Here is a 15,239-nt window from a genome sequence, read left to right on the forward strand (position 1 = left end):
TCCCTCCTTTTTTAAAGGAGGGTCGGGGTGGATTAAATTATTTCAACAACGGCTTCAAGAACTTCGCTGTATGTGAAACCTTAGATTTCACAACTTCTTCAGGTGTACCTTCAGCAATAATCTGGCCACCGCCAGCACCGCCTTCAGGACCCAAGTCAATCACCCAGTCAGCAGTTTTAATCACATCCAGATTATGCTCAATCACCACAATGGTATTACCCTTGTTGCGCAGCTCATGCAGAATGTCGAGTAGCTTGGCAATATCATGGAAATGCAGACCTGTGGTTGGCTCATCCAGTACATACAGCGTTTTACCAGTATCGCGTTTCGCGAGTTCACGCGCGAGTTTGACACGCTGTGCTTCACCACCAGAAAGGGTGGTCGCAGACTGACCTAAACGGATATAACCCAGACCCACTTGATTTAAAGTTTCCAGACGACGGTGAATCACAGGAATGGCATCAAAGAAATGCATCGCATCTTCAACGGTCATTTCCAGTACATCAGAAATGTTTTTACCTTTATAGCCGACTTCCAAAGTTTCACGATTATAACGCTTGCCATGGCAGGCATCACAAGGCACATACATGTCCGGCAGGAAGTGCATCGCTACTTTAATCATGCCATCACCCTCACAGGCTTCACAGCGCCCGCCTTTCACGTTAAACGAGAAACGTCCAGCGGCATAACCACGTGCTTTGGCTTCAGGCGTTTGCGCAAACAATTCACGAATTGGCGTAAATAAACCGGTATAAGTCGCCGGGTTAGAACGTGGCGTACGACCAATTGGGCTTTGATCAATGTCTACGACTTTGTCGAGGAATTGCAGACCATCAATCGAGTCAAACTTTTCGGCTGTTAATGTGGTTGCACCATTCAATTGCGTTGCGGCAAGTGGTAATAAAGTACGGTTAATCAAGGTCGATTTACCTGAACCCGATACACCGGTGACACAGGTCATTACGCCTAAAGGAATGGTTAAATCAACATTCTGCAAGTTATGACCGGCAGCACCCATCAGCTTGATTTGCTCTTCCGGTTTTGGCGGCTGGGTACGTTTTTTGGGCACTTCAATTTTTAATTTGCCTGAAAGATATTGACCTGTCAGTGAGTTTTCATTGGCTGCCAATTCTTCATAGGTTCCTTCGGCAATGATATGACCGCCATGCACGCCAGCACCCGGGCCAATATCAATAATATGGTCGGCGGCACGAATCGCATCTTCATCATGCTCAACGACTAAAACGGTATTGCCTAAGTCACGTAAGCGCACCAAGGTTTCAAGCAGACGATCATTATCGCGTTGATGTAAACCAATGGATGGCTCATCAAGGACATACATCACACCCATCAAACCCGCACCAATTTGTGAAGCCAGACGGATACGCTGTGCTTCACCACCAGACAGGGTTTCGGCAGAACGGGACAGGCTGAGATAATTCAGACCAACTGAAACCAGGAAGTGTAAACGCTCACGGATTTCCTTGAAAATCTTGTCGGCAATTTCACCTTTGGCACCTTCAAGATTTAAATCCTGATAATAGCTTTCGGCATCACCAATCGACATTTTGGTAATCTGCGCGATGGTCTTGTCTTTGACACGAACATTGCGGGAAATTTCATTCAGACGTGAACCGCCACAGGCATCACAGGCTGCATTCGACAAATATTGTGCTAAATCATCACGTACATAGTTCGATTCCGTTTCGCGGTAACGACGTTCCAGATGCGGCAAAATACCTTCAAAAGGTTGCACCCGGTTATGTTTACGACCGCGTTCATCGACATAACTTAAATCGACTTTTTCTTTGCCTGTACCGTAAAGGAATTTCTTTTTGGTCTCTGCATCCAGCTCATTCCACGGCGTATCTAGCGAAAAGCCAAAATGCGCGGCGACTTTTTCAATCATGCTGTAGTAATAAGGACGCTGTCTGTCCCAGCCACGAATCGCGCCCTGGCTAATCGAAATTTCAGTATTGGGAATCAGTTTCTCTGCACTGAAATGGCTGCGGGTTCCTAGACCATCACAGACCGGGCAGGCGCCAAAGGGATTGTTGAACGAGAACAGGCGTGGTTCCAGTTCGGCAACCGCACGGTCACATTCCGGACAGGAGTGCTTGGCAGAGAATACGCGCTCAGGTTGCTCGCCTTTCATCCAGGCCAAAATGGCAATATCGCCCCCTAGGCGCAGCGCAGTTTCAAATGATTCGGCAATCCGGTTACCCAAGTCATCACGTACTTTAAAACGGTCAACCACCACTTCAATGGTATGTTTTTTCTTTTTATCCAGTTCGGGTGGCGTATCAATTTCAACGATTTCACCATCCACACGTGCACGGACAAAACCCTGACTTTGCAGTTGTTCAAACAGGTTGCTGTATTCACCTTTACGTTCACGCACCACCGGTGCAAGCAGCATTAAAGCAGTACCTTCTTCCAGACTTTTTACCGCATCGACCATTTCAGATACGGTTTGCGCCACCATCGGCAGGTCATGTTCAGGACAATAGGGTGTGCCGACACGGGCATATAAAAGACGTAAATAGTCGTAAATTTCCGTGATTGTTCCCACAGTTGAACGCGGGTTATGGCTGGTAGATTTCTGCTCGATGGCAATTGCGGGACTTAAACCTTCAATCGAGTCGACTTCAGGTTTTTCCATTTGGGAAAGGAACTGGCGTGCATAGGCAGAAAGTGATTCCACATAACGGCGCTGACCTTCGGCATATAAGGTATCAAAGGCGAGGGATGACTTACCTGAACCCGAAAGCCCCGTAATCACCACAAACTTGTCGCGTGGAATATCGAGTGACACATTTTTTAAGTTATGGGTACGTGCACCTCGAATACGGATGTGACTTTGGCTCATGCAATGATCCTAGAAAATTCATCAAAAACTTATATATGATAGCGCATGAAAAATGTTCAAGCTTTATTTAATTAAAATAAAACGTCAGTCTGTGTCGGGCTGCTCAAGGATTTAAACTAAATACATGGGGAGAGCCTTTCACTGTACCTACAAGTCATAGATTTAGATATTGAAATTCAGTTTTTCGACCGATTCACAGTTAAAATGCAAAATATTGTCTGAAAATAAAAAATGGAAATCTCATGATTATTACAAAAGTTCTCATTGCCCTGATTGCGTTATTGCATATTTATTTTTTAATCTTGGAAATGTTTTTGTGGGATAAACCGATTGGAATGAAAGCCTTTGGCAATACTGCGGAAAAGGCAAAACTCACCAAGGTGCTGGCACAAAATCAGGGTTTGTATAATGGTTTTTTAGCAGCTGGCCTGATCTGGTCACTGTTTGCTCCAGTAACTTATGCGCTAGCACTGGCCAATTTCTTTTTGGGCTGTGTTCTGGTTGCAGGCATTTATGGCGCAATCACAGCAAGTAAAAAGATTATTTATATTCAGGCATTACCAGCCTTGCTTGCCTTGATTGTGGTGAATTTATTTTAAGTAAAAGATATTTTGCAGCTTAGACTATGCGGCTTAATCAATTGATTTGTTGGAATGGGTAGGCATGCTGGCTTTATTTTTGAAATGTGTTTTAGGGGCAGCAGTGGTGTTAATTATTTCCCTGCTTTCCAGAAGTAAAGCTTTTTATATTGCCGGTCTGGTGCCGCTTTTTCCGACTTTTGCCTTAATTGCCCATGTGATTGTGTCACAGCAGCAGGGTGCAGAGGCTTTGCGTAAAACGGCATTATTTGGTTTATGGTCTTTGATTCCCTATGCCATCTATCTGTTGATGGTTTATATACTAGCAACAAAAATGTCGATGTGGTCGTGTTTAGGTGTGGCAACGGTTTGCTGGATTGTAGCTGCGGCAGGACTGATTTATGGCTGGCAGATGTTTCAGCAGTAAAAACCAATCCCTCCCCTTGCGGACTCAAAATATATTTTGAGAATCCTCACCTTTTTCAAAGGGAGGAGCTTTTAAAATTCAGTCCCACTTTCAAAGCGGAAGTAAAATAACCTTGACCACAAATTGAAGGATAGGAGGAATTTTGATACGGACGATCGAATTTTATAATTCATCCAAACCCAACCACTGTCTTTGATCATAAGCGCTATCCCAGAACAGCCATTCCAGTTTGGCAGCCGTCGTATAGGCATGATGCATTTTCTCTAAAGTATCGGCATCGCAACGTGCTGCGACTTTATCAATTGTGGCAATCACATTGCGTACAGCCTCATTAAACTCTTCACCTGAATAGGTATCGACCCAAGCTTGGTACGGATTATTTTCTATAGAATTTTTGACAATATCGTTACCCACTTCTGCATAAATCCAGAAACAAGGCAGTAAAGCAGCCAATACTACCGGATAGCTTTCTGACCATGCCGTTGCGGTTAAGAAGGAAGTGTAATGATGACAAGCCAAAGTCAGTGGCGTGGTTCTAAATTCTTCTTGGCTAATGTCAAATTCCTGCATAAAGTCAGCATGCAGGCTGCGTTCTACCACAATGGCAATCTTGGCGGCATCTGAAAATTGCATGACATCCTCCGCTGTAAATGCTTTTGCAGCACAGACCGCCAGTGCACGGCCATAAGCCAGTAAATAATGCGCATCCTGAATTACATAATGACTAAAAATGTCTTTGCTCAAAGTCCCTTGTGAAAGTTCTTGGTTAAATGGCAGGGCTAAAGTTTTTTCGTATAAAGCCAAGTTGCGTTGCCATACATCTTGAGAAAAGCTCATGTCATCATCCTGTCGATGTTAAAAGAAGAATTTACAGAAGGCGGGACTATAACAAGAGTTTTCAACTCAAGATATGCAGTAGAAAAAATAGTGTATTTGTACTCAAAAAAAAATCATACGAAGAACTTTGGCTTAACAGGAAAAAGTCGTCATAATTGTGCGCATAAAATCTTAAGTGCTCTTGTTAAGTTTTACAGAATTCACTCGATATAAATATCTGTCTATAGGTCGATCTATCATGATGAAACATTTTGGTTTCTCAATCATCTTTACGATCGTGTGTCTTGGTATATCTGCATATTGGGGCTTTACGCATGGCCCAGAAGCAGGTTTAAAGACCATGTTCACGGCACTGACCATTACTGCCATTCTGGCTGTCATGGAAGTGTCTCTTTCTTTCGATAATGCGGTGGTTAATGCCTCGGTACTGCGTGGTTGGGATCATTTCTGGAAAATGATCTTCTTGACGGTTGGGATCATCATTGCCGTATTTGGTATGCGTTTGGTGTTCCCGATTGTGATTGTGGCCGTGACTGCTGACATGGGCATGATGGAAGTGGTCAATATGGCCCTGAATGATCCGATCAATTATTCTGAAAAGCTGATGGCGCATCATGCGGAAATTGCAGCCTTTGGTGGCTCATTCCTGTTACTGGTGTTCCTGAATTTCTTTCTGGACAGTGAAAAAGATACCCATTGGTTCAAATGGCTGGAAGCGCGTTTATCCAATCTCGCCAACGTACCGGCAATGTCAGCATTTCTTGCTTTAATTGGTTTGCTGATCATGGCAGCCAATGTTGCAGAAGCAGATCGCCTGGTGGTTACCATGGCCGGGATTTGGGGGATTGTGATTTACATCGGGGTTCAGGTGTTAAGCCACTTGTTAGGTGGTGAACCTGAAATTGATGAAAATGGCAATGCAGTGGCACATGATGCCAGCGGGGCATCTACAGGAGTCATTAAAGCCGGTTTAGGCGGTTTTATTTACCTGGAAGTACTGGATGCATCGTTCAGTTTTGATGGTGTCATAGGTGCTTTTGCCATTACTTCGGATGTGGTGATCATTATGCTCGGTCTGGCGATTGGTGCTATGTTCGTGCGTTCTATGACCATTTATCTGGTGGAAAAAGGCACTTTGGATGCCTATATTTACCTTGAACACGGTGCGCATTATGCCATTGGTGCTTTAGCATTCATTATGCTGGCCAGTGGTACTGGGGTGCACGTACCTGAAGTGGTCACCGGTTTAATTGGTGTCGCATTTATTGTCTGGGCAGTGATTGCTTCCATTCAATATAGTAAACGTCAAGAACGAATCGGTTAATCGTTTTTTAAGAAAAATGGTTACAATAGGGGCGCATAAAAATGCGCCCTTTTTTATGGTGGCTCATTCCGGAATAAATCAACATCCATAACATGAATGTTGTAGGATAGCCGATAGAAATTAAACTCATAGACCTAAGCTTATTGATATGATGAATGCTTTAGAACGCCGTTCAACCTTTGCCTTAAGCAGTATTTTTGCACTGCGTATGTTGGGTTTGTTCATGATTATTCCTGTGTTTTCCGTGGCAGGACAGTCATATCAAGGGGCAACCCCGGCGCTGATTGGTTTGGCCGTCGGGGTATATGGTTTAACACAGGCCATTTTACAGATTCCGTTTAGCTTGCTGGCCGACCGTTTTAGCCGTAAGCCTTTGGTGATTATCGGTTTATTGCTGTTTGCGCTAGGCGGTGCAGTCGCAGCAATGTCCGAGAGCATTTATGGCGTGATCATTGGCCGTGCCATTGCCGGTGGTGGTGCGGTTTCTGCGGTAGTGATGGCGCTTTTGGCCGATGTGACGCGTGAAGAACAGCGCAGTAAAGCCATGGCGGTGATGGGCATGAGTATTGGGGTATCCTTTATGGTCGCCTTCAGTCTGGGACCTTGGCTAACCAGTCTGGTGGGGATTTCCGGCCTGTTCTGGGTGACGACCATTATGGGTTTAGCTGCCATTTCGATGCTGCTATTTGTCCCTAAGGTCACCCGTCATCATAAAAATTACCAGCAAGGCTATGTGGCACAGCTGAAACAGGTGTTGAAAATGGGCGATTTAAACCGTCTGCATGTTTCAATTTTTGCCTTGCACCTGTTGCTGACCGCGATGTTTGTCTATATGCCATCGCAACTGATTCAGTTTGCCGATATTCCCTTATCCAGTCATGGTCTGGTGTATCTGCCACTGCTCGTTATTAGCCTGTTTTTTGCTTTTCCCAGCATTATTCTGGCGGAAAAATATCGCAAAATGCGCGGCATTTTCCTGACGGCAATTGGTGGAATCGTATTGGGCTTGCTGGTGCTGATTTTTGGTTATGAATCTAAATATGTGTTATTGGCAGGCTTGGGATTATTCTTTATTGCCTTTAACGTGATGGAAGCCTTATTGCCTTCTTGGTTATCCAAATCTGCGCCAATCCAGTCTAAAGCGACAGCCATGGGCGTGAATTCCAGTAGCCAGTTTTTAGGGGCATTTTTCGGTGGCATGATTGGCGGTCAACTCTTGTTACTAAATAATACCTCACTGGGTTGGGGTATTTTGGCGGGGATTGCGGTGGTCTGGTTATTGATCAGCTTTAGTCTGGCCCAGCCGCGCTATCTTTCATCATTGGTATTGGCTTTACCCGAGACGAAACAAACGGATGAGTGGACTTCTCAACTTTTGGCGATTCGTGGTATTGAAGAGGTTGTGGTGATGTCCGACCAGCAATTTGCTTATGTTAAAATTGATAAACAGTTGATAGATGAAGCTGCGCGACAAGATTTAACGCAGTTGTTGGGTAAAGAGGTAGCCATTTAAGCATAACTCTTATAAAGTAAAATATAGAAATAAATAGGAAGTGTACGTCTGATGCGTGGTGTTAATAAAGTTATTTTAGTTGGAACTTTAGGTAAAGATCCTGAAACCAAAACTTTTCCAAATGGTGGTTCTCTGACTCAGTTCTCAATTGCAACGAGCGATTCGTGGACTGATAAAAATACGGGTGAGCGTAAAGAACAAACTGAATGGCATCGTATTGTGTTGCATAACCGCTTGGGTGAAATTGCACAGCAATATCTACGTAAGGGTTCTAAAGTTTATATTGAAGGTTCATTGCGTACGCGTCAGTGGACAGACCAAAGCGGCCAGGAACGCTACACCACAGAAATTCGTGGTGAACAAATGCAAATGCTAGATAGCAACCGTCAGCAAGGTGAACAAGCTGCGGGTGGTGACAACGCCGGTTATAATCAGCCACGTTTCAACAATAATCAAGGTGGTGGTTATAACAACAATAATAACAACCAAGGCGGTTATGGCAATCAGGGTGGTTATAACAATAATAATAACAATCAGGGCAATAGTTATGGCAACAACAACCCGGGTGGTTTTGCGCCAAAACAGCAACCTGCACCAGCAGCAGCTGCACCAGCAGATCTAGATGATGATCTTCCATTTTGAGTTGTAATTAAAACGGCAAGTCATCTTCAAAACCCTTTGTAACAGCAAAGGGTTTTTTATTGTCTAAGCCAATCAACTCGAGAAACAAGATAGAAATTTTAAATCTAAAAAACCGATAATTTTTATAAAAAAGTACGGTTTTACCTATTTTAGAATCTTTCGTATTCTAGCTTCACAAGATAAGCAATCCCAGAAACGAGCTAGAGGAATATCTCATGAGTTTAATTAATACTGAAGTGAAGCCATTCAACGCAACAGCATATAAAAATGGTGAATTCATTCAAGTCTCTGAAAAAGACATGATCGGAAAATGGTCAGTGGTATTCTTTTATCCTGCAGATTTCACTTTCGTTTGTCCAACAGAATTAGGCGATTTAGCCGATAACTATGCTGAATTCCAAAAAATGGGTGTAGAGATTTATTCAGTATCGACAGATACCCATTTCACCCATAAAGCTTGGCACGATTCTTCTGACGAAATCAAGAAAATCCAGTATGCAATGGTGGGTGACCCAACCTGGACTTTGGCGAAAAACTTCGAAGTGTTAATTGAAGCTGAAGGTCTGGCAGACCGTGGTACTTTCGTGATTGACCCAGAAGGTAAAATCCAGATTATCGAAATCAATGCCGGTGGTATTGGTCGTGATGCTCAAGAACTGCTACGTAAGGTCAAGGCAGCACAATATGTCCATGCGCATCCAGGTGAAGTTTGCCCGGCCAAATGGAAAGAAGGTGATGCTACACTTGCTCCTTCAATCGATTTGATTGGTAAAATCTAAGTTTAGGTTCACAATCTCCGCAAAAATCCAGAACTTCGGTTCTGGATTTTTTATATGCATCATCTGTCAATTTAAAGTGCATAACCTGAATGATCTTTGGCTAAATCTCTTAGACCTCGAATCAGATAATCAATCAGTTTTTCCATCACCAGCCGTTGCCCTTTACGCGAAGCATAGACCAGTTGCACCATGCCTAAAAAAGATCAATTTTGTTTTTGCGTGCTGTGCTGGTTATAGCTATTAATCAGGTTACGATAATCGGGAATATGATTGGAGAACAAGGTACCCAAACCTTCAATATCATTACGCCAGTCACGGTGTAATTCACAGGCAGCACCAAACCAGGTCATCAATTGCGCACCGGCACTGGACATACGGTCCCAGGCTGAATCACGGGTTAAAGGGTTAAAGGTACCTGAAGCATCGGTAATCACGAAGACTTCAAAATCTTCTTCAAGGGCTGAAAGTGCAGGGAAGGCGACGCAGACTTCTGTCACCACGCCGGCAATAATCAGCTGTTTTTTACCTGTGGCTTTCACTGCTTTGACAAAGTCTTCATTGTCCCAGGCATTGATCTGGCCGGGACGGGCAATATAAGGCGCATCCGGGAACATCTCTTTCAGCTCTGGAACCAAGGGACCATTTGGACCTTGTTCAAAACTGGTGGTTAAAATGGTAGGAAGATTAAAGTATTTAGCCGCTGCAGCCAGGGCCAAGACATTGTTTTTGAATTTATCGGGATCAATATCACGAACCAGTGAAAGCAATCCGGTTTGATGATCGACCAATAAAACCGCTGCATTATCTTTGTCTAAACGAACGTATGGTTTACCCATTTTTCTATTCCTGTTTTGTCATGAAGAAGGTGGAAGTATTCAGTGCAAATCAGTCATCTAAGTTCCGATCTGTTTTTTATAGTAATGAGCTCAAAGCAGAGCATTAAGTCCCTAGAGCAGGATAGATAATCATAGCTATGGGACAATGATGATATTTATGTCAATTAAATGATTTTTTGTATTAAATTTGATGATAAAAATTCGATTATCCTATTGTTAGGACGCTGTATATTGCAATGTGGCTAGGCTGGAATCTTTAAAAAATCTAAGATAAACGCATATTGTTTCCTAGAGATAGGAGTTTGAGATGAAAAAAATTATTGGCGTTTACCGCAACCAGAACACGCATTGGGTGGGTGACGGCTTTCCAGTGAAAAACCTGTTTTCCTATGACCGTTTAGGGCAGGCGATCAGTCCATTTTTACTTTTGGATTATGCGGCACCCTACCATTTTAGCCCAACGACGCAGCAGCATGGAGTCGGTTCTCATCCACACCGTGGTTTTGAAACCGTAACCATCGCCTATCAGGGTGAAGTGACTCATAAAGACTCAGCAGGTGGCGGTGGAACCATTCAAAGCGGTGATGTGCAATGGATGACGGCAGGTGCAGGTTTAGTACATGAAGAATTTCATTCCCCAGACTTTGCTCAAAATGGCGGCCTGTTTGAAATGGTACAGCTTTGGGTGAATTTGCCTGCAGCAGACAAAATGACCGCACCGAAATATCAGGCGATTGCAGCCAAAGACATTCCAGTCATTCAGTTTGAACAGGGTGCAGGGCATATCCGGGTGATTGCCGGAAACTATGCCGAACAGGTTGGTCCCGCTTCAACCCATAGCCCGGTCAATGTCTGGGATGGCGAATTAAAAGCCGAGCAGGTTCATCATCTGCATGTCCCTGTCGATCATAATGTATTGGTGGTGGTGTTATCGGGTGAAATGCAGTTGAACGGAACACAGCATGTTCAGGACAGTTCGATTGTGATGTTTGCCAAAGATGGAGAAGCAGATATTCAGCTTGAAGCGCTTCAGGATAGTAAATTTTTGGTACTCACAGGGCAGCCGCTCAATGAACCAATCCAAGGCTATGGTCCCTTTGTGATGAATAGCAAAGATGAAATCATTCAAGCATTTAATGATTTTAATAGCGGGAAGTTTGGTGAAATACCGGTAACATCTTAAAACGGTTTTTGTATCTATCCATTTAAAAAGAAGAAGCCCTTAAAAATTTAAGGGCTTTTTTGCGAACTGAAGTTTCTTACTATTAGCCTATTGGTATAGTAGTAGATGATTAAAATGTGAAGATATTATCAATTTATTATGCTGCGTATCATAATGCCAATTTCGTTTTTTGTAAAACGTTTGTTATAAAATTAGTCAATATATATTCCTTTTTTTAAAGGGTTTTTAATATTTATGCTGATATAATTTTAATTATTTTTTGTATTTATTTTGGAATAATTACTGCATAAATAAATGTAAATTTCTACTTTATATTCATCATGAGGAGTTTTGTTAAAAAGGCACATTCTGGAATATTTTAATACCGCCTTTTCCGTTTGCTTGGTTCATAATTTCATAAATCTTATGTGTAACTGACGGATAATAATTTTGGATATTGCAGTTATTGGCAGTGGCATGGCTGGGCTAGCTACCGCAAGAATTCTTAAAGATGCAGGGCATAGTGTTACTATTTTTGAAGCCTTAACGGGTCGTGGTATGGATAGCCATAGCATTGAATTCGAGGATGGCCTGATTGATGCACCCCTGCGTGTCATGAACCCGCATTTGTGGAAAAACACCCTGAGTCTGGCGGCTTATCTGGGTATCCAGACCTTTCCAGTACGTACCTATATGGCATGTAGCTGGTTATTTGAAGATCGCACCGAAACCTGGCTAACAACATCGCGTAGCCGTATTGGTAATTTTCCCATCATTAATAACCGTAAAGGCATTCAGCAATATGGCTGGCGTCTGGTTAAAGGCATGCTGCAGCTGAAGACGGCCATTGCGAAATTCTTCAAATCGAAAAACCAGGACATTACCCTGGCCGAATTCATCAATAATAATGATATTGAAGAAGTTTTTTGGCATGGTGCTGTAATGCCTGTGCTGTATACCATTTGTACCTGTAACCCGAAAACCATTGGTGAATGGCCTGCCAAACCCCTGTTGATTTTCTTGCGTCAATTGACCGATGGCGATGCCTTACTGCGTCTACAGGGTGGGACACCAGCCTTGGTGGACAAGCTGATCGAAGGTATTGAAATTCGTGGCGGTTCAGCCATTACCCATATTCAACAAGATGAAGAAGGGGTATTGATTGAAAACGAGCAAGGCGAACAGCTGGCATTTGACCGGGTGATCGTAGCCACACCGACCAATAAAATTGAAACATTCCTCGATAATGAACAATTTGCTGATGATATTGCGCTGTTAAAGAAATTTAAATTTGAGCAGGGTCAGCTGGTCATTCATACTGATCAATCGGTGATGCCGCCAAAACGCAAAGATTGGGCGGTACTCAGCTACATGATGGACCGTAAATTTACCCGTCAGCAATTTACCGTATGGCTGAATTCGGTTGAGCCAAGTTTAGTGGGTAAATCGCCGGTATTCCAAACCTGGCAGCCGGTGACGGATATTGACCCGAAAAAAATCATCTCCTCAGTGACTTTAACCCGTGCTGTAGTGGATTCACAAACAGTGGCATTAAATAAAGAGCTGCAAGTCCGCCATAAAGATTTAAACCGCAAAGTGTTTTATTGTGGTTCGTGGTCTTGTGATGGCTTACCTGTGCTTGAATCTGCCGTGACTTCGGCCATGCATATTGCAGAAATTTTAGGTGCACCATTGTCGTTTGCCGGATTAAAACCTAAAGTTGAGGTTGCCCCACAACTCGGCTACTAAGATATGAAATGGCTTCAAGCGATTCGGCAGAAACTTCCTGAACATAAATACGCGATTAACGCAAAACAGTTAGGAGATGATGCAGTACTCGCCTGGAGCAATTTGGGCTATTGGGATGATGCAACATCGTCCTATCCAGAAGCTTGCCGTCAATTGGCAGATCAATTGGCGCAAGCGGTAGCTTTAACTTCCAATGACCACCTCCTGGATTTAGGCTGCGGGCAGGGTGCAAGTTTGTTGTATTGGCAACAGCACTATCAAGTTCAGCATATTGAAGCGGTGGAATTACAAGCCAGTTGCGTTATTCAAATTCAAAAACATTTTCCGCAAATTTCGGCCATTTACCCGCAATCCTTTTTAAATTTAAAGCAGATTCCTTTTAAGCAGCCCTTTGATGTGGTGCTGTGTATCGATGCTGCCTATCATTCCAATTTAAATTCATTCCTGGATTCAGTGGACAATGTTTTAAATTCAAAAGGCAGACTGGGTTTTCATTATTTAATGCTGTCCGAGCAATGGCTGAATTTAAATGCACTACAAAAGCAAAAATATAAGTGGCTGCTCAAGGCTGCAGATGTGAATCTGGAGCATTTGATGACGGCATCGGGATTAGAACAGACATTGCAGCAACATGATTTTAGCGACATTGAAATTCGGGATTTGTCCAAAGCCGTTTTATACGGATTTGCAAACTACTTTCAACATTTGCAGCAATTGCCACAGCAGGGCACAGGGCTGGATGCCTTTAAAATTCGCATGACCGCAAAGCTCTGTCTGCAGCTTTATCAGGATGGGTTGGTCAATTATGTACAGATCAGTGCGAAAAAGAATGCCTGAGACTGGGGTAATATTCTAATTTTTAAAAGCAAAGTACAAAAACAACAAAGCCTCACTAAAAAGCGAGGCTAAGTATAAAATGGTGCCGGCACACGGATTCGAACTGTGGACCTACTGATTACAAGTCAGTTGCTCTACCAACTGAGCTATGCCGGCAACTTGCAGAGAATAATAGCGAATTTTATTGAAAACGCAAGCCAAAAAATGAGCGATTGGATAGGGTGAAGGGATTTGGATATTCTCAATCACCCTCTACATCCGCTATTTAAATTCATGTCCTATTTTAATTAAACCGGTTATTTGCTCCTTAAAATCTGGTCCAGGTCTTGCGCACATTCTTCCAGGGTTAAAGCCATATCGATTTGCATTTGTGGTTTAAGTTCGCTGGCCAGTTTGCGCCATTGTTCGATCAGTCGGAGGGCTTTTTGAATTTTATGTTTATTAATATCCTTGGCAATCGTTGGAGTATAACCACCACGTTTAGCATTCTTGATCTGTTTGACATAATTATTGCTGGTATTCATATTTACTCCCGAATAGCAGTTTTTCTATGTGTTCAATGTGCTTTTATAGATCGACTTAAGGCTCTGTTATATGATTGTTATCATAGAAATATTGCATTTATATGATCTTATTTCAATAGGTTCATTTACCTTCTGAACTTGCTAAGTAATAGCGTGCAGTAATTGTGCCATTTATGTGACATGTTAATGAAATATCTGGCTTTGAAGGCTTTTGGTAAGCAATGTGAAGCTGATTTCATCGCAGTTGTTGCAGATCAATCATCTAGAGACATCATATTTACAATGATGGAAATTGAAACACAGCGGAAGTTGGAGGATTCAATTTAAGGCGTAGATTAGTGCTGATGTAGCGTAATTGATCAATGGTAGTGCACAGGATAGACATAACCATGACTGAACTAGATAACCAACAGCCAGACCAGCAGAAACAGCCTGTTCCTTTAATTCAAAATCCTGATCAGCAGGAACAACCTAATCCACCCCATCCTCAACCGGATCAACCTAAACTCCCCACTCCCCAAGCGGATCAACCAGATCAGCATATCGGGACATCCAATCCGCAAAAAAAACCGAATGAACAGCCTGAAAATCCAATCAGACAACAAAAATAAAGGCTTTTCTGCCTGTCTTGAATTGGCAAACCAGTTCTTATACCTTCATCCTTAGGGATAAGCGACTTTTTCTGGGTTAGATGGTGTGATGAGGACTATTCATCAATAGGCTAAAGGAAGATACATAAGATGACAAAACAGGCCAAAATTATCAGTACTGTCGTGGTACTTATCCTTATAGCCATTGCCGCATTTCTGTATTTTCAGTCCATGAAAAAAGAGGAGTTTGGTGGTTTTGAGGAGGGGACAGAGCAATATTATGGCTATCGCTATGCGCAAGACAATCTCAAATCTGTAGATCAATGCGATGATGACAAAGATGATCCCTCCATGAATTTCAATGAAGAATTTTTTCAGGGATGCCAGAAATATTTTGAGAATAAATAAAGGTTCAACGCGAGGTGAAAGAGAAAAACCCGTATCTCAGCTCTTTTTTGTTTAAGTGATTATTTTTAAAAATATAAATACATAAAAGGGAACATTAGCAAGGTTACCTCATCTGGCTGTAATTCTATGTGCTTCATTTTAAGCATATGATTTAGAGAGGTCTA

The 15,239-nt window shown here is 42.7% G+C and carries 16 protein-coding genes, 1 tRNA gene and 1 pseudogene; 12 read left to right on the forward strand and 6 right to left on the reverse strand.

What is annotated here, in order from left to right; all coding sequences use genetic code 11:
- Window positions 1–37: 37 nt before the first annotated feature.
- Entirely contained in the window at window positions 38–2,869 is a 2,832-nt protein-coding gene (uvrA, locus tag ACE01R_RS05310; RefSeq protein ID WP_395548842.1) for an excinuclease ABC subunit UvrA, read from the reverse strand.
- 245 nt (window positions 2,870–3,114) lie between these two features.
- On the opposite strand from uvrA, the gene ACE01R_RS05315 reads away from it, so the two are divergent.
- Together ACE01R_RS05315 and ACE01R_RS05320 are read left to right on the forward strand one after the other, a co-directional pair.
- Window positions 3,115–3,468 (forward strand): DUF1304 domain-containing protein, encoded by a 354-nt coding sequence (locus ACE01R_RS05315; RefSeq protein ID WP_395549501.1) that lies wholly within the window; start codon window positions 3,115–3,117, stop codon window positions 3,466–3,468.
- Window positions 3,469–3,532: 64 nt separating this feature from the next.
- Window positions 3,533–3,874: a GlpM family protein gene (locus ACE01R_RS05320; RefSeq protein WP_395548844.1), complete on the forward strand. Its 342-nt coding sequence runs from the start codon at window positions 3,533–3,535 to the stop codon at window positions 3,872–3,874.
- Between the two features lie 162 nt (window positions 3,875–4,036).
- Here ACE01R_RS05320 and tenA read toward each other — a convergent pair whose 3' ends face one another.
- Window positions 4,037–4,711 (reverse strand): thiaminase II, encoded by a 675-nt coding sequence (gene tenA, locus ACE01R_RS05325; RefSeq protein WP_395548846.1) that lies wholly within the window; start codon window positions 4,709–4,711, stop codon window positions 4,037–4,039.
- A 238-nt stretch (window positions 4,712–4,949) separates the two neighbouring features.
- On the opposite strand from tenA, the gene ACE01R_RS05330 reads away from it, so the two are divergent.
- From ACE01R_RS05330 to ahpC, 4 genes are all read left to right on the forward strand, one after another.
- Window positions 4,950–6,035 (forward strand): DUF475 domain-containing protein, encoded by a 1,086-nt coding sequence (locus ACE01R_RS05330; protein WP_395548847.1) that lies wholly within the window; start codon window positions 4,950–4,952, stop codon window positions 6,033–6,035.
- Window positions 6,036–6,183: 148 nt separating this feature from the next.
- A complete protein-coding gene (locus tag ACE01R_RS05335; RefSeq protein WP_395548848.1) occupies window positions 6,184–7,548 on the forward strand; it encodes an MFS transporter in 1,365 nt (454 codons plus the stop codon).
- Window positions 7,549–7,599: 51 nt separating this feature from the next.
- A complete protein-coding gene (gene ssb / locus ACE01R_RS05340; protein ID WP_395548850.1) occupies window positions 7,600–8,190 on the forward strand; it encodes a single-stranded DNA-binding protein in 591 nt (196 codons plus the stop codon).
- A gap of 215 nt (window positions 8,191–8,405) precedes the next feature.
- Window positions 8,406–8,969 carry an alkyl hydroperoxide reductase subunit C gene (gene ahpC / locus ACE01R_RS05345; protein ID WP_395548852.1) on the forward strand — a complete coding sequence of 188 codons (564 nt, stop codon included), beginning with the start codon at window positions 8,406–8,408 and terminating at the stop codon, window positions 8,967–8,969.
- A 71-nt stretch (window positions 8,970–9,040) separates the two neighbouring features.
- Here the strand turns inward: ahpC and ACE01R_RS05350 are convergent.
- Window positions 9,041–9,163 (reverse strand): annotated as a pseudogene (locus ACE01R_RS05350) (LysR family transcriptional regulator); the annotation flags it as partial.
- A gap of 9 nt (window positions 9,164–9,172) precedes the next feature.
- Window positions 9,173–9,805 carry an isochorismate family cysteine hydrolase YcaC gene (ycaC, locus tag ACE01R_RS05355; protein ID WP_395548853.1) on the reverse strand — a complete coding sequence of 211 codons (633 nt, stop codon included), beginning with the start codon at window positions 9,803–9,805 and terminating at the stop codon, window positions 9,173–9,175.
- A 307-nt stretch (window positions 9,806–10,112) separates the two neighbouring features.
- Between ycaC and ACE01R_RS05360 the strand changes: the two genes are divergently transcribed.
- From ACE01R_RS05360 to ACE01R_RS05370, 3 genes are all read left to right on the forward strand, one after another.
- A complete protein-coding gene (locus ACE01R_RS05360) occupies window positions 10,113–10,988 on the forward strand; it encodes a pirin family protein (RefSeq protein ID WP_395548855.1) in 876 nt (291 codons plus the stop codon).
- A 429-nt stretch (window positions 10,989–11,417) separates the two neighbouring features.
- Window positions 11,418–12,716, forward strand: a complete 1,299-nt coding sequence (locus ACE01R_RS05365) for an FAD-dependent oxidoreductase (RefSeq protein ID WP_395548857.1) — start codon at window positions 11,418–11,420, stop codon at window positions 12,714–12,716.
- Window positions 12,717–12,719: 3 nt separating this feature from the next.
- Window positions 12,720–13,553: an SAM-dependent methyltransferase gene (locus ACE01R_RS05370; RefSeq protein WP_395548859.1), complete on the forward strand. Its 834-nt coding sequence runs from the start codon at window positions 12,720–12,722 to the stop codon at window positions 13,551–13,553.
- Window positions 13,554–13,633: 80 nt separating this feature from the next.
- Here the strand turns inward: ACE01R_RS05370 and ACE01R_RS05375 are convergent.
- Together ACE01R_RS05375 and ACE01R_RS05380 are read right to left on the reverse strand one after the other, a co-directional pair.
- Window positions 13,634–13,709 (reverse strand) — tRNA-Thr (locus ACE01R_RS05375).
- 140 nt (window positions 13,710–13,849) lie between these two features.
- Complete coding sequence (locus tag ACE01R_RS05380; RefSeq protein ID WP_291354094.1) at window positions 13,850–14,077, reverse strand: hypothetical protein; 228 nt, start codon at window positions 14,075–14,077, stop codon at window positions 13,850–13,852.
- Window positions 14,078–14,263: 186 nt separating this feature from the next.
- Here ACE01R_RS05380 and ACE01R_RS05385 point away from each other — a divergent pair, with 186 nt between their 5' ends.
- The 3 genes from ACE01R_RS05385 (at window position 14,264) to ACE01R_RS05395 (ending at window position 15,075) form a co-directional block, all read left to right on the forward strand.
- Entirely contained in the window at window positions 14,264–14,404 is a 141-nt protein-coding gene (locus ACE01R_RS05385; protein ID WP_395548921.1) for a hypothetical protein, read from the forward strand.
- 62 nt (window positions 14,405–14,466) lie between these two features.
- A complete protein-coding gene (locus ACE01R_RS05390) occupies window positions 14,467–14,688 on the forward strand; it encodes a hypothetical protein (RefSeq protein WP_395548929.1) in 222 nt (73 codons plus the stop codon).
- A 129-nt stretch (window positions 14,689–14,817) separates the two neighbouring features.
- A complete protein-coding gene (locus ACE01R_RS05395) occupies window positions 14,818–15,075 on the forward strand; it encodes a hypothetical protein (RefSeq protein WP_395548934.1) in 258 nt (85 codons plus the stop codon).
- Window positions 15,076–15,239 lie beyond the last annotated feature (164 nt).

This window comes from Acinetobacter sp. BSP-28, assembly GCF_044130285.1.
Lineage (GTDB): Bacteria > Pseudomonadota > Gammaproteobacteria > Pseudomonadales > Moraxellaceae > Acinetobacter.

Excerpts from the sequence above, each read along its gene's own strand:
- ycaC (WP_395548853.1), bottom strand. The coding sequence starts at position 9,805 with ATGGGTAAACCATACGTTCGTTTAGACAAAGATAATGCAGCGGTTTTA.
- ssb (WP_395548850.1), top strand. The coding sequence starts at position 7,600 with ATGCGTGGTGTTAATAAAGTTATTTTAGTTGGAACTTTAGGTAAAGAT.
- ahpC (WP_395548852.1), top strand. The coding sequence starts at position 8,406 with ATGAGTTTAATTAATACTGAAGTGAAGCCATTCAACGCAACAGCATAT.
- ACE01R_RS05320 (WP_395548844.1), top strand. The coding sequence starts at position 3,533 with ATGCTGGCTTTATTTTTGAAATGTGTTTTAGGGGCAGCAGTGGTGTTA.
- ACE01R_RS05390 (WP_395548929.1), top strand. The coding sequence starts at position 14,467 with ATGACTGAACTAGATAACCAACAGCCAGACCAGCAGAAACAGCCTGTT.
- ACE01R_RS05380 (WP_291354094.1), bottom strand. The coding sequence starts at position 14,077 with ATGAATACCAGCAATAATTATGTCAAACAGATCAAGAATGCTAAACGT.
- ACE01R_RS05395 (WP_395548934.1), top strand. The coding sequence starts at position 14,818 with ATGACAAAACAGGCCAAAATTATCAGTACTGTCGTGGTACTTATCCTT.
- ACE01R_RS05330 (WP_395548847.1), top strand. The coding sequence starts at position 4,950 with ATGATGAAACATTTTGGTTTCTCAATCATCTTTACGATCGTGTGTCTT.
- ACE01R_RS05335 (WP_395548848.1), top strand. The coding sequence starts at position 6,184 with ATGATGAATGCTTTAGAACGCCGTTCAACCTTTGCCTTAAGCAGTATT.
- tenA (WP_395548846.1), bottom strand. The coding sequence starts at position 4,711 with ATGAGCTTTTCTCAAGATGTATGGCAACGCAACTTGGCTTTATACGAA.
- ACE01R_RS05370 (WP_395548859.1), top strand. The coding sequence starts at position 12,720 with ATGAAATGGCTTCAAGCGATTCGGCAGAAACTTCCTGAACATAAATAC.
- ACE01R_RS05360 (WP_395548855.1), top strand. The coding sequence starts at position 10,113 with ATGAAAAAAATTATTGGCGTTTACCGCAACCAGAACACGCATTGGGTG.
- ACE01R_RS05385 (WP_395548921.1), top strand. The coding sequence starts at position 14,264 with ATGAAATATCTGGCTTTGAAGGCTTTTGGTAAGCAATGTGAAGCTGAT.
- uvrA (WP_395548842.1), bottom strand. The coding sequence starts at position 2,869 with ATGAGCCAAAGTCACATCCGTATTCGAGGTGCACGTACCCATAACTTA.